We start from the raw sequence: 21,377 nt of genomic DNA, 5'->3' as shown, positions 1-21,377 counted from the left end.
AGCCGACTTTAAGAGTCGGCTTTTTTTTGAGTAAAGCGCCTATAACACATAATACAGAGGATAATACTATGACGCGCCGTGCTATCGGGGTGAGTGAAAGACCGCCACTTTTACAGACAATCCCGCTTAGTTTGCAACATTTGTTCGCCATGTTTGGTGCAACCGTCCTGGTGCCCGTCTTATTTCATATTAACCCAGCGACTGTACTGTTATTTAACGGTATAGGAACGCTGCTGTATCTCTTCATCTGTAAAGGGAAAATCCCGGCTTATCTTGGTTCCAGCTTTGCCTTTATTTCACCGGTATTGTTACTGTTGCCGTTAGGGTATGAAGTCGCGCTGGGCGGCTTTATTATGTGCGGCGTGCTGTTCTGCCTGGTTTCTTTTATCGTGAAGAAAGCGGGGACCGGCTGGCTGGACGTGCTGTTTCCACCTGCGGCAATGGGCGCAATCGTTGCCGTCATCGGTCTGGAGTTGGCGGGCGTAGCTGCCGGTATGGCAGGTTTACTCCCGGCTGAAGGGCAAACGCCAGACTCCAAAACCATCATCATCTCCATTACCACGCTGGCAGTCACGGTTTTAGGTTCCGTGCTGTTTCGTGGTTTCCTGGCAATTATCCCGATTTTAATTGGTGTGCTGGTAGGGTATGCGCTCTCTTTCGCAATGGGGATTGTCGATACCACGCCGATTATTAACGCCCACTGGTTTGCGCTGCCAACTCTCTATACGCCGCGCTTCGAGTGGTTTGCCATTCTGACTATTCTGCCAGCGGCGTTAGTGGTTATTGCCGAACACGTAGGGCACCTGGTAGTAACGGCTAATATCGTCAAAAAAGATCTGCTGCGCGATCCAGGTCTGCACCGTTCGATGTTTGCTAACGGCTTGTCGACCGTGATCTCCGGCTTCTTTGGCTCCACGCCAAATACTACCTACGGGGAAAACATTGGCGTGATGGCGATCACCCGTGTTTACAGTACCTGGGTTATCGGCGGGGCGGCGATTTTCGCTATCCTGCTTTCCTGCGTCGGTAAACTGGCTGCTGCTATCCAGATGATCCCATTGCCGGTGATGGGCGGCGTTTCGCTGCTGCTTTATGGTGTTATCGGTGCTTCCGGTATTCGTGTTTTGATCGAATCGAAAGTGGATTACAACAAAGCACAGAACCTGATCCTGACTTCCGTGATTTTGATCATCGGTGTCAGTGGTGCCAAGGTAAACATTGGCGCGGCGGAGCTGAAAGGTATGGCGCTGGCGACCATCGTCGGTATCGGCTTAAGTTTGATCTTCAAACTGATTAGTGTGCTGCGCCCTGAAGAAGTGGTGCTGGACGCAGAAGACGCGGATATAACAGACAAATAATGTACCGACCGGGCAGTGTTGCTGCCCGGTTCAAACATCATGGGATTCTGTGGTAAACTTCTCGCGATTTTGTGAAATCCTGGTTGAGGTATCTCTGAACACACCGGCACAGCTCTCTTTGCCACTTTATCTTCCTGACGACGAAACCTTTGCAAGTTTCTGGCCGGGGGATAACTCCTCTTTACTGGCCGCGCTGCAAAACGTGCTGCGTCAGGAACATAGCGGTTACATCTATCTCTGGGCACGCGAAGGCGCGGGGCGCAGCCATCTGCTGCACGCGGCTTGCGCGGAATTGTCGCAGCGTGGCGATGCGGTGGGCTATGTCCCGCTGGATAAACGCACCTGGTTTGTTCCGGAAGTGCTCGACGGTATGGAGCATTTGTCGCTGGTCTGTATCGACAACATTGAGTGTATTGCAGGCGATGAGTTGTGGGAGATGGCGATTTTCGATCTCTACAATCGAATTCTGGAATCGGGTAAAACACGGTTGTTAATCACCGGCGATCGTCCACCGCGGCAGTTGAATCTGGGATTACCGGATCTCGCGTCGCGACTCGACTGGGGGCAGATCTACAAATTGCAGCCTCTTTCTGATGAAGATAAGTTGCAGGCGCTACAGTTACGCGCGCGTTTGCGTGGTTTTGAACTGCCGGAAGATGTGGGGCGTTTCTTGCTGAAGCGGCTCGACAGAGAGATGCGCACGTTATTTATGACGTTGGATCAGTTGGATCGTGCGTCGATTACCGCGCAACGTAAGCTGACCATTCCGTTTGTGAAAGAGATTCTGAAACTGTAGACAAGACGTTTATTGTCGGATGCGCACCCATAGTATTCGTCGGCCGGATAAGACGCGGCAAGCGTCGCATCCGGCAACGTGATTTAACTCGCGAAAGGGCGCATATTAACCCACGATTTCCAGCACCTGCTCCGGTGGACGACCAATTCGCGCTTTGCCATTCGCGACCACAATCGGGCGCTCCATTAGCTTCGGATTATCCACCATTGCCTGAATCAGCGCCTCTTCGCTAAGCGAACTGTCAGCCAGGTTCAGTTCTTTATAAAGATCCTCTTTCTGGCGCATCAATTCACGAGCGCTATTCATTCCCAGCATTTTCAGCAAATCGCGCAGCGTTGCCGCATCGGCGGGTGTCTCAAGGTAGAGCACCACTTCTGGCTCCACGCCGTTTTCTTTCAGCAGGTTCAGCGTTTCCCGGCTCTTTGAACAGCGTGGGTTATGGTAGATTTTTACCTGTTTGGTCATTGTTCTTCCTTTAATGCGAATTACATCTTGGTATAAGGCTTAAAGCGTTCTTGCAGCTGGCGCAACTGGTCGATGCGCGCATCGTAACGCGCTTGTTGCAGGCTGCCTAATTTCACCTGAGAACTGGCGCTACTCAACAAGGAAATGGCCTGATCGAGTCGCCCGGCGAGCGCATAACCTTCTGCTCGCGCAGCCAGTTCCTGATCGCGGTTATTTAGTGCGGCTTCCGCCTGTGCCAGTAAATCCCAGCCGTTGCTGTCATCTTTATTGTTAAAAGTGTAGCGATTCAGAATATTGGCCGCTTCCTGTGGTTGCCCCCCTTGCAGATAAGCGTTCGCCAGGTTGAGCTGCAACACCGGATTGGTGCGCAAATCGCGGGCATTTTTCAGGCGATTGATAGCGTCATTGGCTTTGTTTTGCCCAAGATCGATATCGGTAGCCAGATCGAGATACCATGCGTTGCCAGGTTCTGCCGCCAGTAACGGTTGCAGCGTTTTACGCGCTTCGTCGTATTTATTGGCTTCCATCGCCTGTAAAGCACGACCATATTGCGCCGCTCGTTGCTGACGAACGTTTCCTTTCGCCCATTCATCCAGCAAATCACTGGTGAGCTGATTACGTCCGGAATTATACATCCCCAGTGTGCGCGCTTTCGCCAGATAGAAATCCTCCGACGACTGCACCACCATCGGGCGCATCTGATTAGCACGGTTGCGGGCATCTGCCAGACGACTTTCCGGCAATGGGTGAGTCAATAAAATTTCCGGCGGACGCGAGGAGTAACGCGCCTGATCGAGCAATTTTTCGAGGAAGGTCGGCATCGCCTGCGGATCGAATCCTGAGCGTTGCAGCACCTGAATACCAATGCGATCCGCTTCCTGTTCATTTTGCTGGGTGAAGCTGATCATCCCCTGGCGCGTTCCCGCCAGTGTACCGGTCAGCGCTGCCATCCCCGCCTGCGGACTGGCCATCGCCAGTAAAATAGAACCTAACGCGCCGACCCAGGTAAGCGGTGCGCTGCGCTGTTGATCTTCCATCGCTCGCGCCAGGTGACGTTGGGTGACGTGGGAGATTTCGTGCGCCATAACTGAAGCCAGTTGACTTTCGTTATCGGAATAACGGAACAGGGCAGAGTGCAACACCACGTTGCCGCCAAAGAAAGCAAAGGCGTTAATTTCGTCGTTATTGATCAAAAAGAAATGGAACGGCGTCTTAACCGAATTGGCATGCGAAACCAGACGCATCCCCAGCGAATTAATGTACTGCGTTAACAACGGGTCATTAATTAACGGCGCACTGCCGCGTAATTGGCGGACATAATAGTCGCCCATCTGCATTTCCTGACCAATGGAAAGCGTGCTTCCTGCGGAGGTTCCCATATCCGGCAAGGTGTCTGCGCTATCGGCAAACGCCGGGGCTACCTGACCGATAGTCATAGCAGCAATGAGGGTAGCAACCAGGTTTTTTTTCAACTGCCTGAACATAACCTCTGTCCTGTGTTTCTGGAGATAGTCATTTGACCGATACTGTGAAATATCGTTCCCACCGCGCCGCCTTTGAGTGTAACGGCGAAGATTAGCCCACTCAAATGACTTTTCAGTTTCCTGAATCCGTCATAAAAAGCGAAGTCTTTTTTGTGACATTTCGATACAATTGCGGATCACAATCCCGCTCTTGAGGTTCAGGGAAGGTCTTTATGCTCGAAATGTTGATGCAATGGTATCGCCGCCGTTTTAGTGACCCGGAAGCGATTGCCTTGCTGGTTATTTTAGTTGCCGGATTTGGCATTATCTTTTTCTTTAGCGGCCTACTCGCACCGTTGCTGGTGGCGATTGTGCTGGCCTATTTACTGGAATGGCCAACCGTGCGGCTACAATCAATAGGCTGCTCCCGACGCTGGGCGACGTCGATTGTATTGGTCGTTTTCGTCGGTATTTTGCTGCTGATGGCGTTCGTGGTAATGCCTATCGCCTGGCAACAGGGCATCTACTTAATCCGCGATATGCCGGGGATGCTCAATAAGCTCTCTGATTTTGCCGCCACGTTGCCGCGCCGCTATCCGGCGTTAATGGATGCGGGGATTATTGATGCAATGGCCGAAAATATGCGCAGCCGGATGCTCACCATGGGCGATTCGGTGGTGAAAATTTCCCTCGCCTCGCTGGTCGGTTTGCTGACCATTGCCGTCTATCTGGTGCTGGTACCATTGATGGTCTTCTTCCTGCTGAAAGACAAAGAGCAGATGCTGAACGCCGTTCGCCGGGTGCTGCCGCGTAACCGTGGACTGGCAGGACAGGTGTGGAAGGAGATGAATCAACAAATCACCAACTATATCCGCGGCAAAGTGCTGGAGATGATCGTGGTGGGGATTGCCACCTGGCTGGGATTCTTACTCTTCGGGCTGAACTATTCGCTGCTGCTGGCGGTGCTGGTCGGCTTCTCGGTACTTATTCCGTACATTGGTGCATTTGTGGTGACCATTCCGGTGGTTGGCGTGGCGCTATTCCAGTTTGGTGCTGGCACGGAATTCTGGAGCTGCTTCGCGGTGTATCTGATCATTCAGGCGCTGGACGGCAACCTGTTAGTACCTGTGTTGTTCTCCGAAGCGGTTAACCTGCATCCGCTGGTCATTATTTTATCAGTAGTGATCTTCGGTGGTTTGTGGGGATTCTGGGGCGTATTCTTCGCCATTCCATTGGCGACGCTGATCAAAGCCGTGATTCACGCCTGGCCCGATGGGCAAATCGCGCAAGAATAATCTTCAGCCCGACGAACTGTTTCGCCGGGCTGATTTTTAGGGTTCCTGACGTAAATAAATCGCCCGATAACAAATACTCACCAACACTGTACCGCCGATAATATTACCCAGCATCACCGGGAGCAGATTGGCGGTAATAAAATGGCTGACCGTCAGTGCCGGAAAATTGTCTGCGCTACTGTGCGCCAGTTGCCAGAAGGAGGTAGGGGCGAAATGGCGAATGGCAATGGCGAACGGAATCACAAACAAATTGGCGATACAGTGCTCAAAGCCACTGGCGACAAACAGGGTGATGGGCAAAATCATGGCGACGATTTTGTCGCATAATGAACGTCCGCAATAACTCATCCACAGCGCCAGACAAACCATCAGATTGCACATAATGCCGAGGCTGACAGATTCAGTAAATGTATGATGCATTTTGCCCTCGGCGCAGTGTAAAACCGTGACTCCCCACATCGCGTTTTCACTCATCACCAGCCCGGAAAACCAGATTAACAAACTGAAACAGGCAATACCTGCCAGATTACCGCAGGCCACCAGAAGTGCATTAATCAGCCATGTTCGCCAGCTAATAATGCCCCGACTTTTTGCCATCACCGTCATTACCGACGAGGTGAACAGGCTGGTGCCGCAAACCGCCAGCAAAATAAAGCCGAGTGTAAAGCAAAGGCCACCCACCAGATGGGTTAATGCCTGTGAAGACGGGGCATCGGCGATAACGGTAAGGTAAAAAGTAAATCCGATCGTCATAAACACGCCTGCGGACATCGCCATTAAAAAGACCGACACTTTGCTGCGGGCAATTTTATGGGCGGCAATCCGTTCAGCGATTGCCGCTTTTCTGGCGCTCAACTGCAAGTCGAAAGAGAGTTTGTTTCTCATGCATACTCCTGCAAAAACAGATTACAACACCTCGCGAACCGAGATCCCCAGCCGCTGCATTCGTGACAGCAGCGTGGTGCGCTTCATCCCTAATCGCGTCGCCGCGCCACGGGGCCCGGCAACAATGCCATTGGTTTCTCGCAATACCTGAACAATGCGCTTACGTTCTTCTTCGTCATTCTCTGGCGTCGTCGGGTGCAGTAACTGCGCCATTGAACTGCGAAGCGCTGAATCTTCATTTAGCGTCGGCAGTAAACGGCTTTGTCGGACATTAAGATGTAAATTCAGACTGTTACCGCGAGTCAGTAGTACCGCTCGCTCAATCACGTTTTCCAGCTCGCGCACGTTGCCCGGCCAGTCCCACGACATCAACTGGCGTAGCGCTTCTGTTGGAATGGCATCAATTGTGCGATTCATATGGCGAGCCATTTTTTGTGTAAAATGTTTTGCTAAAAGAGGGATATCTTCCGGACGGTCGCGTAGCGGCGGCAATTCCAGTGGAAAGACGTTCAGGCGATAAAAGAGATCGCTGCGAAACTGGCGATCTTCTACCATTTGCCACAAATCACGGTTGGTGGCGGCAATGACTCTGACATTCACCGGGATCGTTCTACTCCCACCGAGACGCTCAATTTCCCGCTCCTGTAATACGCGTAGCAGTTTGGGCTGAAGTTCTAACGGCAGATCGCCAATTTCATCGAGAAATAACGTGCCGCCATCGGCAATTTCAAAACGACCACGATGAGTGTTAATCGCGCCAGTAAATGCCCCTTTGTCGTGACCGAATAACTCACTTTCCAGAAGACTGGCGGGGATGGCAGCGCAGTTGATTTTGACCAGCGGCTTGTCGCGTCGTGGGCTAAGTTGATGGATCGCTCTGGCGATCACCTCTTTGCCGGTTCCGGTTTCACCACAAATCAACACCGTACTGTCGCTCTTCGCCACAATATCTACCTGCTGGAGCAAATCTTCCATTGCCTGGCTTTGATAGATAATGTCACCGACGCCCAGATTCGAAAGGAGCTGCTCGCTAAGCTGGTGGTTTTCTTGCTGCAAGCTTTCCTGCAAATCGGTCATGCTACGCCAGGCATCGGCATTGCCAACGGCAATAGCGATGCGATCGGCAATATGTTGTAGTAGCTGGCAGTTTTCCTCCCCAAAGAGAGTGGAAGAGGTATGCGCCAGCAACAATGCACCCGGTGTATGGTTGCCAAAGGTGAGCGGTATAAGGAGCGCAGATTCGCAGCCGTTAGATGCAAGTAAGTGTAATAACGGGTCGCGTTGCCAGAGAAACAGATCGTCTGCACGGTGCGTCAAGGTCGGTTGTCGGGTTTGTAGCGTTTGTGTCAGCAATACACTTTCGCCAGGCATACAGCGTGGCAGACTCGCACAATGTGAGGCAGAAAGATCGCTGCACCACAGGCTGAACTTCTCGTTCTTTCGATGATCGCCCAGTACCATACTGACTGAAGCCAGACCGAAAAAATGATGGATCTCACGAGCGACGTCAGCGATCAGATCGTCGAGATCAAGATGTGACAACACTGCATTAGTGATATCCACCAGTACCCGATGATGATCGCGATCTTTCTCCAGCAAACGCAGCGCCACCTGCTGTTCTTCATCATTGAGCCATGATTGCAGAACCGGAGTGATTATGTGTGCCAGCCAGTTAAACAGTGTGCAATCCTGGGGAGTAAAACGATTGCCGTGGGTGCGAATAAAGCGTAGCTCCGCCATTCCACTACTGCCGAGAAGGACGGCGTGGCGCGAATAATCGACCATCTCGCCCTGATACTCTGTTGTTGCCGTCACATCGCTGCCATCATCATGGTAGCGGTAATAGAAGTTGCTTTTGAGAACATGCAGTTCAATAAGTTGTACCGGGCTGAACGGCGGCGGCAGCGGGATGAAGGCGCGTAATAAAGACGCCTTGCCGTGTTTCTGCGCTAACCGCTCCGCGAGCATTCCGTTTACCGCTTCAATTGTTATTCCTTGTGGCGGGGCAAACATCGCCTCGTCTGACATAGCCATTAACAGTCCTTATTAATGAGAAATCCTTCTCACGCAATTTTTCTGGCCATCAGATAGATGGCCGGTTCCTGCACAATTTCATCCAACAGATGAATGAATTGAATGCTACGCGCCTGCCACACAGACGTCGCGTCATCTGCCAGTGGCGCGAATGCCCGGGTCAACAGGGCGGTGTGGCTGGCGTCAATAACAATCTCACCAAAGGTCATCACCCCCAGCATCTTACGTCGGGCTTGCTCCTCTTCGACCTGTGCAAGCCAATCTTCGTATTCCGTCTGTGGGCAGCGGAAGGCGACATTCAGACAATCAATCACGCCAACGTGATGACCGATAGCCAACGAGTAATACATTACCTGGGAGCTGTGTTCCGGCATCTCGTCGCTACTGGCGATAAATTTTTTTCGCAGTGTCCAGAAAACAATTTCCCCGCACTCCTCAGCCATGTAACCCCCGGAGAACGCGAAAGAGTTGCTGAACGATACTATTGAGACGCGGATCGTCGGCTTCGCGCAACCAGGTGTTAACCCGATTTCCTGTAGGATCGTCGCTTAAATGGCGCAGGAGCCGATCGCAAATTTCTCGCCCCTGACGATAGCCCGCCAGCCGCCTCGCTTCTCGCTCAATGGCGATACGCTGTGATGGCGGGATATGCGGCCACAGCGGTTGCATGGTCACCCCGGTGGGATCGCGATAATCCACCGCGTGAATCTTCTGTTGTAGCAAACCGAGCGCCACGGCGAAACCGTGAATGGTGGCGGCCGGTGTTGGCGGGCAGCCGGGGATCCAAACATCAATGGGGACAATGGTGTCGCTGCCGCCCCAGACGCTGTAGAGATCGTGGAAAATACCGCCGCCGACACCGCACGCGCCGTAGGAAACACAGATTTTATGATCGGGGGCAGACTCATATGCCCGAAGTGCAGGCATACGCATCGCCCGGGTGACTGCGCCAGTAAATAACAAAATATCGGCGTGACGAGGTGATGAAACAACCTTAATGCCAAAGCGTTCTGCGTCGAACACTGGCGTGATGGCGGCAAAAATTTCGATTTCACAGGCGTTGCAGCCGCCACAATCCACGCGATAAACGTAGGCCGAACGACGGATATCCTGTAGCAAATGCTGCTTCATCTTTTGCGTTTGTTCGTCCAGCGTGATGGGCTGGCTGACATGTTGCGTAAGCACTGGACTCATAGCTGCTCCTTAGCCACCAGCGGTTCATCTGTGTCGTCGTTGATCAGCGTCGCGCGTTGTTTGCATTCCGGGCAGACGCTCGCTTGCGCCCACAACATTTCGCGGTTTTGTGGTGCATTTTGTTGCTGTGCCAACAGTTCTGCAGCCAGTGCGACGGTTTTTTGCGGGGCAAACGGGCGTTCGCAACGGCTGCAACGTTGTAGATGGAACTTCGCGCGGGTATAGAGATCGGCTTTATTGGTGACGGTCAGTTCAAAGTTATCAGTAAGCTGAATGGCTCTGGTCGGGCACACTTCTTCACAACGTCCGCAGTAAATACAACGCCCCAGATAGAGCTGCCAGGTGCGCGTATTTTGCTGGTCGTCGGTCTGGATAGTCAGCGCATTTGCCGGACAAGCACAGGCGCAGGCACCGCAGGCAATACATTGGCTGGGCATCAGGTCCGGTTTCCCGCGAAAGCCTGGGCTGACCTCCAGTGGCGCGAAGGGATATTTCACCGTCGCGGTTCCGGCGCGCATAATAGTTTTCAGTAACTTCAGCATTTTCTGTCCTTACTTCAGCGGCGAACGGTTACGATCAATGCCGTAGCGTTCGATCTCTTTATACGGCACGGTTTTTGACTGGCGCTTGCGCACATCAACCAGCGTCACACGGTCGGTACAGGAGTAGCAGGGATCAAGGCTACCGATAATCAGCGGTGCGTCAGAAACGGTATTGCCGCGCAGCATGTAACGCAGCACTGGCCAGTTGGCGTAGGTGGCGGCACGACAGCGCCAGCGGAACAATTTTTGGTTATCGCCGAGCATGCTCCAGTGCACGTCTTCACCGCGTGGCGCTTCAACAAAGCCCAGCGCGAATGCGTGAGGTTTATAGCTAAAGCCTTCGGTCAGCAGTGGGGTATCCGGCATGTTGTCGAGGGCAAATTCCAGCATTGCCAGCGAATCAAACGTCTCTTTGACACGGACCATCACGCGGGAGAAGACATCGCCGCCGGTAAAGGTAAACAGCGTTTTTGGAATATTGCCGTAGTCGGCGTAGGGGTGATCAAAGCGCAAATCACGGGCAAAACCACTGCCACGGATCAGCGGCCCTACGGGGCTATAATCACGGGCGATTTGTCGGTCGAGAATGCCAATGCCCTGAGTGCGTTGTTCCATATTCGGCGTGGCAAGCAGCATCTCTACCAGCTCCGACACGTCGGCGCGCATCTCGCGCACCAGTTTCATCGTTTGCAGACGTTGCTCTTTGAGAATATCGCGGCGAACACCACCAATCAGATTCAGACCGTAGGTTTTACGCGACCCGGTCAGCAATTCCGCCATCGTCATCGACTTTTCCCGCACGCGGAAAAATTGCATAAAACCGGTATCAAAACCAACAAAATGGCAGGAGAGGCCAAGGTTGAGCAAATGACTATGCAGCCGTTCGACTTCCAGCAGAATCGAGCGAATAGTATGCGCTCGTTGCGGCACCTCAATCCCCAGTGCATTTTCAACCGAGTTGGTATAGGCCACACTGTGGGCAAAACCGCAAATCCCACACACGCGGTCCGACAAGAAGGTCACTTCGTTGTAGCCCATCCGCGTTTCTGCCAGTTTCTCCATGCCGCGATGGACATAAAACAGGCGGTAATCAGCATCGACAATATGCTCGCCATCCACAAACAAGCGGAAGTGACCTGGTTCATCGGAGGTGATATGCAGCGGGCCAACAGGGATCACCCGCGCATCGCTGTTGCCCTCGTTGATAAACGGATACGTTTCGGTATCAGTCGTCGGTTCAGGGCGCAGGCGATAATCCATCGCGTCTTTGCGCAGCGGATGCATATCTTCCGGCCAGTCATCGGGCAACACCAGGCGACGCTGATCCGGCAGGCCAACCGGAATCAGCCCGTACATATCGCGAATTTCTCGCTCGCCCCAGACCGCGGCAGGGACGCGCGGTGTGACTGACGGAAACTCCCGACTGTCGGCATCGACCAGTGCCTTCACCACGATCCAGCATTTTTCGGCCCCTTCCATTGAAAGGGCATAATAAACCGCGTAATGACCGTTAAGTGTCCGCTCGTCGTTGCCAAACAGGACCGGAAGCCAGCCATCATGTTGATAATAAAGATAATGTACAACGTCAGGCAGCAGATTTATTTTCACCGTAATGGTGACCTGTTCAGGCGTTTGTCGCTCTTCATCCAGCACCGCGCCGGGGAACTGCGTTTTCAGGGCGGCGAGAATCGCTTCGCCACGATTTGACGATGAATTAACGTTCACTGTGTTTCTCCGAAACAGATGCGGTGCCTGAAGGCAAAAAATCATGCCAGGTGCTACGTTGTGCAGGCAGGTCGTGCGTCCCTGAGAGGACTATAGTGGAAGCGCCCGCCAGGATCCTGATGACAGGTTGTGGAATATGCGTTCCCATCGCCAGCATCATGACCAGCAGAATCACCATTGGCGAGGTGGTCAACCAGCCAAGTTCACCCCGGTTAACGGCCTGCGGCGGTTTCGCCATTAACACCCGCGCAGCCATCCGTACCAGGCCCGCCAGCACCAGCGTTAACAGCAATAACAGCAGGACGATAATCAACAGGTGATTACGAGCCAGTCCGGCGGTAACGGTCATAAATTCGCTAAGAAAAATGTTGAAGGGCGGCATCCCGGCCAGCGCCAGCGCACCGCCGCCAAACAGCACGGCGGTAAATGGCATGATTTTGAGCATTCCGCAGACGACGTTGAGATCGCGCGTGCCGTACTTGAGCAGTACATTGCCGGAACCGCAGAACAGCAGCGTTTTTGCCAGACTGTGGTTTAAGGTGTGCAGCAGCGCAGCAAAAATTCCCAGCGGCCCGCCAATGCCTAGCGCCACCGCGACCAGTCCCATGTTCTCCACGCTGGAGTACGCCAGCAGACGCTTAATGTCCCGCTGTACCAGAATGAAAAATGCCGCCACGGCAACCGACAACATGCCGAAGATGAGCAATAACCGGTTGGGGAAATCGCTGCCGATGGCCTGGCAAATAATGATGTAATAGCGAATCAGCACCAACAGCGCGCAGTTCAGCAATACGGCGGAGAGCAGGGCGCTGACCGGACTCGGCGCTTCACTGTGAGCATCCGGCAGCCAGGCGTGCATGGGAAATAGCCCGGTTTTGGTGCCAAAGCCAATTAGCACAAACACAAAGGCCAACAGCATTAATGTTGGGTCAAGCAAGGACGATTGCTTAAGAACCTCGCTCCAGAATATCGCCATTTCTGCCTGCGGCATAACACTGGCGGCGTTGGCGTATACCAGCACGGTACCGAACAGACCAAAAGCGACACCAACAGTACAAATAATGATGTACTTCCATGCAGCTTCCAGAGATGAACGCTGACCGTAAATGCCTACCAGAAACGCCGAGCTTAAGGTGGTGGCTTCGATTGCCGCCCACATCACAATCAGGTTATTGCTGGTAACAACCAGCAGCATGGTGAACAAAAACAGATGGAAGAAACCGTAGTAATCGCACAGCGTAACGGGTGAAAGCTCGCCGTGAGCCACTTCATGACGCATGTAGCCAATCGAGTAAACACCGGTGAGAAAGCCAATCACACCAAGAATGGCGAGGAACAAACCGCCCAGACCATCAATATGAAGCCACAGTCCCGCAGCGAATATTTCTCCCGCATCAGCGGCAGTTTGGACCACCCACAGTGCCAGAATCAGCAGCAGTGTGATCCCTAAGCTATGTAGTACTGTCACCGTGCGAGTCGCAGAGTGTCCCCGTTTCCGGCAGGCAAAACAGAGCAGCGAAAAAAGCAGCGGCGTGAGCAGGAGTAAAGCGAACATCACAGAATAACTCATCTCATTATCCCTTCAGCGCGGTCAAGTTGTTCACGTCCAGCGTGCCGTGGGTACGCCATAATTTTCTTGCTAGCAACACCATCACAACGACGGCGAAAATGGCGTCGGTAGCGATACCAATTTCCACCAGTTCCGGTGCACGCCAGGCAAGAAGCGCCAGCACCAGATGGGAGCCGTTTTCCATCAGGCAGTAACCAAAAATTTGCCGCAGGATATTGCGCTGGCTGACAATGCACAGCAGGCCAAGCAGAAAATGACCTAACGCCACCGCCAGCGCCGGTTTCAGCCCGGTAGCCATCGGTAGCTTCACGGGCTGAACGACAAATGCGCAAAGCAGGACAATTAACGCCGCGAGCAGTGTCATCATTGCCGGACCGAATAACGCTTTTTCCGGGATGTTCTGGGGAATATTTCGTGCAGCGTAAATCATGATTAACGGTACCAGCAGCACTTTGGTGATAAAGGCGCTGGCGGACCAGATCAGCAGTTGCTCTGCGGCGAACAGGCACGAGAGGGTGGCGAAAATAGACACCAGCACCAGCGACTGGCAGGCGTAAAATCCGCATGACAGGCGATAGCTTTTGACACTAATCACAAACAGCGATGTCAGCATCATCAGTCCCGCCAGATTATTTACGATCATAGAACCGGTCATTCATCATCTCCTTACTGCAACCAGGTCGCGGCGAATACGCTGGAAATCAGCGACATCACAATCAGTACAATCAACACCAGGCGCATTGATCCTGGCAGCGGTGCGGCATCGGCGACGGCTTCGCTCGGTTTGCCAGGAACGACGCGACCAAACCAGCGAATAAACCAGGCGAAACTGGCGACCGATTCAATCATCAGCAGAATCATGGCGGGCAGCAGGATCCAGTACTCCACTGACAACGAAAAACCGGCAGCAAACAGTGGGAATTTACTGAAGAAGCCGTTGAACGGCGGCACGCCAGTAATCGCCAGCGCGGCCACGCAGAAACCCACGCCTGGCAACGGCAGGGTGTGCAATACGCCACGCAGACGCGGCAACAAGCGCGTGCCGCAGCTGTAACTCAGCGCACCGGCTACAAGGAAAAACAGGCTTTTAGCGAACGCGTGGTTGACGATGTAGGCGATGCTGCCCTCCAGTGCCAGCCGCGAGCCGAAGATGGAGAGCGACAAGCCGAAGAACATCCAGCCAAGTTGAGTGATGGTCGACCAGGCCAGCAACCGCTTCATATCCTGCTGCGGCAAATACATCAGGAAGCCGTAAAGAATGGTGACCAGTGCCATGACCATGCCAACGCCGCCAATCACATGCGGGATATTGCCGCCGTCGATAATGGCGCGGGCAAAAATGTAAACGCCCACTTTCACCATCGATGCGGCGTGGAGATAGGCGCTGATCGGTGTTGGCGCTTCCATTGCATCCGGTAGCCACGCTTGCATCGGTAGCTGGGCCGATTTCCCCCACGCGGCAAACAGGATGCCACCATAAACCAGATAGCGTGCGTCGCCGTGTAACTCGCTCATCGCGCTAAGCGCAAACGTTCCGGTCTGCAAAAACAGCGTGGCGGCGGCAAGATACAACCCCAGCGAACCGATATGAGTGATAAGTAACGCTTTTAGTGCTGAACGCTGCGCTTTATCGCTCTGGTAATAACTGATCAACGCCCAGGAGCAGCCGCCCGTAATTTCAAAAAACAACAACTGACCGAGCAGCGTCGAGGAGAGTACCAGTCCCGCCATCGCGCCGATAAAAACCAGCAAAAATGCGTAATAACGATTCGTGCCGTTATGCGGGTGTTCGCGATTTTTATCCGTCAGATAACCCGTGGAGTAGATCGTGACCAGCAAACCGAGGAACACCACCACAAACAGAATCAGCGTACTCACGCGATCAATGACCAGGCCAAACAACGCCACATCCCCCACGTTTACCAACGTCAACGTGACGGCAACTTTATCGGCCTGATAAAACGCGGAGATCAGCGACAACATACACAGCGTGGTCAGCGCGGCGAACAAAATCCCCCATTCGGCGGCCCGACGTTGTGGCGAAAACGAAACGACCAGTGCGCCGATAAAAGGCAGCAATAACGTCGTCAGAGCAAGATTTTCCATATTCCGTCAGTGCTCCTTACAGACCGGTTAACCAGAAGACCCAGGCAAGCGCAGCAAGGCTGAAGCCAAGCCAGGTCACATGGTGAATGAGTAAAAAACGCCCGCGTGCCAGCGTGTTTTCTGCGATAGAGGCCAGAACAAAAATCAGCAAAACCTTGAGCAGCGTAACGACAAGTGAAGTCAGCAGGCAGGTGAGAGAAAGCTCTTGCGCGCGCCCAAAGGGCAGAAACAGGGCCACAAACAGTGATGCCATCACGACCTGTTTCAGCCCCAGCCCCAACTTCGCCAGCGCCAGCCCGGCACCGGAATATTCGGTCAGCGGGCCTTCCTGTAATTCCTGTTCTGCTTCAGCAACATCAAAGGGAATTTTTCCCATCTCAATGAAGCAGGCAAAACCACAGGCCAGTAACGCCAGTACGGTGGTTAGTGGCGAGTTCCAGCCCGTCGCCAGCGTCTTGCTGATCATCTCGATATGCGTGGAATCCGCTATCAGCGCCAATACCAGCAGTGAGAGAATGAGCATGGGTTCGACCAGAATGCCGAGCGTCAACTCGCGACTGGCACCGACTCCCGCAAACGGGCTTCCGGTATCCAGCCCGGAAAGAGCAAAGAAAAAACGAAACAGGGCAAGAAGATAGATAAGGGTGATCAGATCGCCGCCGCCCGCAAAAGGGGAAACAGTAATAAATAGTGGTAGGGCCATCGCCAGCACCAGCATGCTGCTGATTAATACCCACGGCATCAGGCGGAACATCAGACCTGAAGATGTCGGCGCAACTTCCTGGCGTTTAAACAGTTTGTGGATATCGCGATAATCCTGCCAGATCCCCGGTCCGCGACGGGAGTGCATACGCGCGCGTATCTGCCGGGAAATCCCCGTAAAAAGCGGGGTTAGCGCCAGCAGAATCACGGCCTGTGCTAACGCAAAAATGATCAGATATCCGTCGCAAAGAGTTTGTCTCATGGTGATTTCCTTAGACGGCAATAGCGATTAGCAGCACAACCAGTGCGGCGACCACATACAGGCAATAGAGACGAAAGTCGCCGCTTTGCAGATGCTGTATTTCTTTGGCCAGCCGTTGGGTGGCGCTCACGATGGGGCGGATCACCCGCTCATCCCAAAAGGGTTCTGTGCTCTGAGTCCTGGCGGTGATGTGCGCGAGACCTTTGTTCAGCCTCAGCGTAGGGTCGAGCTGTTGTCGTAGACGAAATAGCGCAGAAAAGACCACACGCAGCGGCTGCATCACGCCATTGCCTGACGGGGCCATCGCATTTTCCCAGCCGTAGCCGCATGCCCAGGCATCTCCTGTGCGACGAAACGCTGCGCGGCGCGAACGACACCACAGCCAGTAAAGGCCAGGCAGCAAAGGCATCGCCAGTAGTAACAGCAACAGTAATGAGGGGGTGACCTGTGTATGAAACGTGCCGGGGACAAGTGCCATTCCGCTGGCGACAGTGACGGCAGGGGTATTGGTAAACGCATGGGCAATGTGCATTATTTTCGGTGCCAGCCAACTGGCACTAAGCGCAATTAATACGCAGAAAGCCGCGAGCAGTAACATGGCGACGATCATCGTATTTGGCACTTCCTGTGCCTCTTCAGCGTGTGTACTGCGCGGCGCACCACAGAAAGTAATGCCGTACATTTTGACGAAGCACATTACTGCCAGCCCGCCAGTGACTGCCAGCATCACCATAGCAATAGGACCCGCAAGTTGTAGCGCTACGGCTTCCACACGACTTAGTGAGAACAGCGACTGCCAGGTGTACCATTCGCTGATAAAACCATTCAGCGGAGGAATGGCTGATATCGCGAGGCAACCAATCAGGCATGCTGCGGCTGTCCACGGCATCCGTTTTGCCAGTGCCCCCATTTTTTCCATGTCGTGGGTATGCAAACGCGAAATAATCGCACCCGCGCCGAGAAATAGCAGCCCTTTGAACAGCGCATGGTTGAGCAGATGAAACAGTGCGCCGAGCAGTCCAACCACGGTGAGCAGCGGGTCGTGCCGTGACAGACCGACCATGGACACACCGACCGCCAGCAAAATAATGCCGACGTTTTCGACGGTACTCCAGGCCAGCAGCCGTTTGATATCCTGTTCCGCCAGCGCATACAGCACGCCCAGGAGCGCGGAGATTGCGCCGATCGCCATCACCAGAATGCCCCACCACAGCGGCAAACCCGTTTGCGCCAGCAGATCCATCGCCACTTTCAGGATGCCGAAAATACCGATTTTGACCATTACGCCAGACATCAACGCCGAAGCGTGCGATGGTGCGGCAGGGTGAGCGCGCGGCAACCAGCTGTGCAACGGCATCATCCCGGCTTTCGCGCCAAAACCGAAGAAGGCCAGCAGGAACACCGCCGATGCCAGCCCCGGAGAAAGTGAAAGCGTGCGGAAACTGGCAAAATCGAGGTTGCCGCTTTCGCGCCACATCAGCAAGAAGGCAATCATAATCAGCACCGATCCGGCGTGGGCGATAAAAAAGTAGAGCATGCCAGCGTTGATTGACGTTTTATCCTGCCTGGTAATGACCAGAAACCAGGAAGACAGCGACATCATTTCAAACAGCACGATGAACCAAAAAGCGTTGTCCATCACCAGCAGGGCAACCATCGATGCGATGAAAAGATTCATAAAGAAGCCCATCGCCGCCGCGCCTTTGCCCTCGTATTCGCGCATATAAGTCAATGAATAGAGCGAACAAACCACCACCAGCAAGGAGATAACCAGCACCATAAATGCCGAGAGGCTATCCATTCGCAGGGTTAAATCGGCAAAGTCAAAAGGCGTGGCAAAACGGGCGACTAAAGTTACGCCTGCATGTAATTGCGTAATTCCGCTGATGATGCCAATCGCGCCGCCCACCAGCGATGTGATGCCGGAAAGCTTAATAGCCAGTCTGTCCAGACCGAGTAAAAACAGCGAAGCCAGACTGGCAAACAGATAGAGGATCAGCGACCAGGTTAATAATTGCAGGGCATCCATTAGCGTTGCTCCTGAGTGAGGGAAAGGGGATCCTCCCCGCCATTGGCAAACCAGCTTGCGGCAAGGCGCTGTTTTTCTTTCATCTGACGTTGCAGGCTATCGTCGGTGATCAGCCGTAACGCATGATTCGGGCAAGCGCGAACGCAGGCCGGACCTTCTGGCAAGAAATCACACAGGTCGCATTTCACCGCGACGGTCTGGACACCCGGTTCCCAGCGCAGCAAAGCATGTTGGGTCGGCGCGTTTTCTTCGCCGTCTTTGAGTGAGCCGTCAGCCTGAAAAACATATTGCGCAGGGGCATTCACCGGACGGCTTCCTGAAGCGCTGATTGCGCCAAATGGGCAGACCACGGCGCAAAGCTTGCAGCCAATACAGAGGCTTTCGTTGAGTTGGATCGCATCATCTCTCTGGGAGATGGCATTGACCGGGCAGACCTGCAGGCAAGGGGCTTCCTCACAGTGATGACACACGACAGGGGCAGTGAGTGTTGACGTCTTCGCCAGGGCCAGGCGCGGGTGTTGCTGTAAACCTTGCGTTTTATGCACGTCCGAACAGGCAGCGAGACAGGTATTACATCCTGTACACCACAGTGGTTCGGCCACCACAAAGCGGTTCATGTCGGCTCCTTGAAAATGATATGAAACATTGCATTTCATATTGCATAAAGGATGCCAGTCTGATTAATTTAATATATTCAATAAGTTATGTGTTAACTGGATTCTGAGCGGTACAAAAATGATGGTCATTAACGTTCAGCAATAAATGGATTCGACACCCGTGTCGCAGGGGAAAGCGAGAATGTGATCTTGATCACGAGAAGTGAGATGTGCTGACCGCAAGCGCAGCCAGCACTGAATGGAGCAAAGTAATCAGGCGTGTTCTTTCAGCCAGTTCAGCACAACGTCGTGGTGATTGCTGGTTTTGAAATCGTCAAAGACATGTTCGATTTTGCCATCAGCGTCAATCAGGAAGCTGATGCGATGAATACCATCGTAGGTTTTGCCCATGAAGGACTTTTCACCCCAGACGCCGAATTGTTCGCACACCTGGTGGTCCTCATCAGACAGGAGCGTAAAGTTAAGCAGCTCTTTTTCCGCAAAACGGGAGAGTTTTTCGGGTTTATCGGTGCTGATACCCAGCACATCAACGCCCGCTTTTTTCAACTCATCCATGTTATCGCGTAAGCCGCAGGCCTGTACGGTACAGCCGGGGGTCATGGCTTTCGGGTAGAAATAAACCAGAACACGCTGTCCCTGGAAGTCGGTCAAATTAACTTGTTCTCCGTCTTGATCCGGCAAGCTAAATTTCGGTGCGATATCACCGGCTTTCAGTGGATTCATTACTTAACTCCATCCTGTTCATCATGTGGGGAATAATTGACGACGTTTATACTGCCTTGTGCATTGAGTTCTGTACATAGGGCTTTGAACGCTTGCTCAATATTTGCTGCATCCGCAGAGGCGGGACTGTGGGCAGTAATCTGAATATGCAACTGCGCAGCCCGTTCATTTTCAGCAGGTTGCGTGCGCGATACCAGCTCCGCAATGTTCATATGATGCGCGTCGAAAAGTGCTGTGAAGCGTTCAATTAAATGCGGGGAGTCTGCCACATCGACCTGAACCCAGACAGATGCTGGCATTGGCGGACGCGGACGAGCCGTCGTGCGCTTCATCACGATTAAAAGATCCAGTTCGGCACCTTTCAACGGTAACGTTGATTCAATCAGAGTAATGGCATTCCATGAACCGGAAAGCAGCATGATAAACGTGAACTCTTCTCCCAGCATCGCCAGGCGACTGTCTTCAATATTACAGCCGCAACTACTGACATGACGGGTGATGGTGTTCACAATTCCAGGGCGATCGGCACCCAACGCAGTGATCACCAGATAATGTTGCGATGACAGTGTCAAACTGGTTATTCCTTTAAGGGGTGAGTTGTTCTTAAGGAAAGCATAAAAAAAACATGCATACAACAATCAGAACGGTTCTGTCTGCTTGCTTTTAATGCCATACCAAACGTACCATTGAGACACTTGTTTGCACAGAGGATGGCCCATGTTCACGGGAAGTATTGTCGCGATTGTTACTCCGATGGATGAAAAAGGTAATGTCTGTCGGGCTAGCTTGAAAAAACTGATTGATTATCATGTCGCCAGCGGTACTTCGGCGATCGTTTCTGTTGGCACCACTGGTGAGTCCGCTACCTTAAATCATGACGAACATGCTGATGTGGTGATGATGACGCTGGAGCTGGCTGACGGGCGCATTCCGGTGATTGCCGGGACCGGCGCTAATGCCACTACGGAAGCAATTAGCCTGACGCAGCGTTTCAATGACAGTGGTATCGTCGGCTGTCTGACGGTAACCCCTTACTATAATCGTCCGTCGCAAGAAGGTTTGTATCAGCATTTCAAAGCCATCGCTGAACATACTGACCTGCCGCAAATTCTGTATAATGTGCCGTCCCGTACTGGTTGCGATCTGCTCCCGGAAACGGTGGGCCGTCTGGCGAAAGTAAAAAATATTATCGGAATCAAAGAGGCTACAGGGAACTTAACGCGTGTAAACCAGATCAAAGAGCTGGTTTCAGATGATTTTGTTCTGCTGAGCGGCGATGATGCGAGCGCGCTGGACTTCATGCAATTAGGCGGTCATGGGGTTATTTCCGTTACGGCTAACGTCGCAGCGCGTGATATGGCCCAGATGTGCAAACTGGCGGCAGAAGGGCATTTTGCCGAGGCACGCGTTATTAATCAGCGTCTGATGCCATTACACAACAAACTATTTGTCGAACCCAATCCAATCCCGGTGAAATGGGCATGTAAGGAACTGGGTCTTGTGGCGACCGATACGCTGCGCCTGCCAATGACACCAATCACCGACAGTGGTCGTGAGACGGTCAGAGCGGCGCTTAAGCATGCCGGTTTGCTGTAAAGTTTAGGGAGATTT

General features: G+C 53.1%; 20 protein-coding genes. 4 read left to right on the top strand and 16 right to left on the bottom strand.

Going from position 1 to position 21,377, the window contains the following annotated elements; genetic code table 11:
* The first annotated feature begins 68 nt into the window (after positions 1-68).
* The gene (gene uraA / locus QUF14_RS15700) at positions 69-1,358 is read left to right on the top strand and encodes a uracil permease (RefSeq protein WP_000198328.1); all 1,290 of its coding nucleotides are present in this window, start codon (positions 69-71) and stop codon (positions 1,356-1,358) included.
* A gap of 94 nt (positions 1,359-1,452) precedes the next feature.
* Positions 1,453-2,154, top strand: coding sequence for a DnaA inactivator Hda (locus QUF14_RS15695; RefSeq protein WP_001307333.1), 702 nt, complete (start codon positions 1,453-1,455; stop codon positions 2,152-2,154).
* A gap of 105 nt (positions 2,155-2,259) precedes the next feature.
* On the opposite strand, the gene arsC is transcribed toward QUF14_RS15695, so the two are convergent.
* Positions 2,260-2,619 carry an arsenate reductase (glutaredoxin) gene (gene arsC / locus QUF14_RS15690; protein ID WP_000166449.1) on the bottom strand — a complete coding sequence of 120 codons (360 nt, stop codon included), beginning with the start codon at positions 2,617-2,619 and terminating at the stop codon, positions 2,260-2,262.
* Positions 2,620-2,639: 20 nt separating this feature from the next.
* Complete coding sequence (gene bepA / locus QUF14_RS15685) at positions 2,640-4,103, bottom strand: beta-barrel assembly-enhancing protease (RefSeq protein WP_000489665.1); 1,464 nt, start codon at positions 4,101-4,103, stop codon at positions 2,640-2,642.
* Between the two features lie 212 nt (positions 4,104-4,315).
* Between bepA and QUF14_RS15680 the strand changes: the two genes are divergently transcribed.
* Entirely contained in the window at positions 4,316-5,377 is a 1,062-nt protein-coding gene (locus tag QUF14_RS15680; RefSeq protein ID WP_000892051.1) for an AI-2E family transporter, read from the top strand.
* A 36-nt stretch (positions 5,378-5,413) separates the two neighbouring features.
* Here QUF14_RS15680 and focB read toward each other — a convergent pair whose 3' ends face one another.
* From focB to QUF14_RS15610, 14 genes are all read right to left on the bottom strand, one after another.
* Complete coding sequence (gene focB / locus QUF14_RS15675) at positions 5,414-6,262, bottom strand: formate transporter FocB (protein ID WP_100733743.1); 849 nt, start codon at positions 6,260-6,262, stop codon at positions 5,414-5,416.
* Between the two features lie 21 nt (positions 6,263-6,283).
* Positions 6,284-8,296, bottom strand: a complete 2,013-nt coding sequence (hyfR, locus tag QUF14_RS15670; RefSeq protein ID WP_001251515.1) for a DNA-binding transcriptional regulator HyfR — start codon at positions 8,294-8,296, stop codon at positions 6,284-6,286.
* A gap of 29 nt (positions 8,297-8,325) precedes the next feature.
* Positions 8,326-8,739: a hydrogenase 4 assembly chaperone HyfJ gene (hyfJ, locus tag QUF14_RS15665; RefSeq protein WP_000796783.1), complete on the bottom strand. Its 414-nt coding sequence runs from the start codon at positions 8,737-8,739 to the stop codon at positions 8,326-8,328.
* Complete coding sequence (gene hyfI, locus QUF14_RS15660) at positions 8,732-9,490, bottom strand: hydrogenase 4 catalytic subunit HyfI (RefSeq protein ID WP_000075545.1); 759 nt, start codon at positions 9,488-9,490, stop codon at positions 8,732-8,734. Before hyfI ends, hyfJ begins: the two co-directional genes overlap by 8 nt.
* Positions 9,487-10,032, bottom strand: coding sequence for a hydrogenase 4 subunit H (gene hyfH, locus QUF14_RS15655; RefSeq protein ID WP_000916069.1), 546 nt, complete (start codon positions 10,030-10,032; stop codon positions 9,487-9,489). The genes hyfI and hyfH overlap by 4 nt, the downstream gene beginning before the upstream one ends.
* 9 nt (positions 10,033-10,041) lie before the next feature.
* The gene (hyfG, locus tag QUF14_RS15650) at positions 10,042-11,757 is read right to left on the bottom strand and encodes a hydrogenase 4 catalytic subunit HyfG (protein ID WP_001102310.1); all 1,716 of its coding nucleotides are present in this window, start codon (positions 11,755-11,757) and stop codon (positions 10,042-10,044) included.
* Positions 11,747-13,327 carry a hydrogenase 4 subunit F gene (gene hyfF, locus QUF14_RS15645; RefSeq protein ID WP_000122523.1) on the bottom strand — a complete coding sequence of 527 codons (1,581 nt, stop codon included), beginning with the start codon at positions 13,325-13,327 and terminating at the stop codon, positions 11,747-11,749. Before hyfF ends, hyfG begins: the two co-directional genes overlap by 11 nt.
* A gap of 4 nt (positions 13,328-13,331) precedes the next feature.
* Positions 13,332-13,982, bottom strand: coding sequence for a hydrogenase 4 membrane subunit (hyfE, locus tag QUF14_RS15640; RefSeq protein WP_286333060.1), 651 nt, complete (start codon positions 13,980-13,982; stop codon positions 13,332-13,334).
* 11 nt (positions 13,983-13,993) lie between these two features.
* The gene (hyfD, locus tag QUF14_RS15635; protein WP_000429082.1) at positions 13,994-15,433 is read right to left on the bottom strand and encodes a hydrogenase 4 subunit HyfD; all 1,440 of its coding nucleotides are present in this window, start codon (positions 15,431-15,433) and stop codon (positions 13,994-13,996) included.
* Positions 15,434-15,449: 16 nt separating this feature from the next.
* On the bottom strand, positions 15,450-16,397 hold the full coding sequence (hyfC, locus tag QUF14_RS15630) for a hydrogenase 4 subunit HyfC (protein ID WP_001353042.1): 948 nt from the start codon (positions 16,395-16,397) through the stop codon (positions 15,450-15,452).
* 10 nt (positions 16,398-16,407) lie between these two features.
* The gene (gene hyfB, locus QUF14_RS15625) at positions 16,408-18,426 is read right to left on the bottom strand and encodes a hydrogenase 4 subunit B (protein WP_100733742.1); all 2,019 of its coding nucleotides are present in this window, start codon (positions 18,424-18,426) and stop codon (positions 16,408-16,410) included.
* Positions 18,426-19,043: a hydrogenase 4 subunit HyfA gene (gene hyfA / locus QUF14_RS15620; protein WP_001353043.1), complete on the bottom strand. Its 618-nt coding sequence runs from the start codon at positions 19,041-19,043 to the stop codon at positions 18,426-18,428. The genes hyfB and hyfA overlap by 1 nt, the downstream gene beginning before the upstream one ends.
* 252 nt (positions 19,044-19,295) lie before the next feature.
* A complete protein-coding gene (gene bcp / locus QUF14_RS15615; RefSeq protein ID WP_001068682.1) occupies positions 19,296-19,766 on the bottom strand; it encodes a thioredoxin-dependent thiol peroxidase in 471 nt (156 codons plus the stop codon).
* A complete protein-coding gene (locus tag QUF14_RS15610; RefSeq protein ID WP_000176186.1) occupies positions 19,766-20,338 on the bottom strand; it encodes a glycine cleavage system transcriptional repressor in 573 nt (190 codons plus the stop codon). The genes bcp and QUF14_RS15610 overlap by 1 nt, the downstream gene beginning before the upstream one ends.
* A gap of 145 nt (positions 20,339-20,483) precedes the next feature.
* Here QUF14_RS15610 and dapA point away from each other — a divergent pair, with 145 nt between their 5' ends.
* On the top strand, positions 20,484-21,362 hold the full coding sequence (gene dapA / locus QUF14_RS15605; protein ID WP_001592471.1) for a 4-hydroxy-tetrahydrodipicolinate synthase: 879 nt from the start codon (positions 20,484-20,486) through the stop codon (positions 21,360-21,362).
* The last annotated feature ends 15 nt before the right edge of the window (positions 21,363-21,377 follow it).

The sequence above is a fragment of the Escherichia sp. HH091_1A genome, assembly GCF_030295175.1.
GTDB lineage: Bacteria > Pseudomonadota > Gammaproteobacteria > Enterobacterales > Enterobacteriaceae > Escherichia > Escherichia coli_F.
The sequence above is the reverse complement of the archived record's forward strand: the minus strand, read 5'-3'. Positions and strand labels throughout refer to the sequence as shown.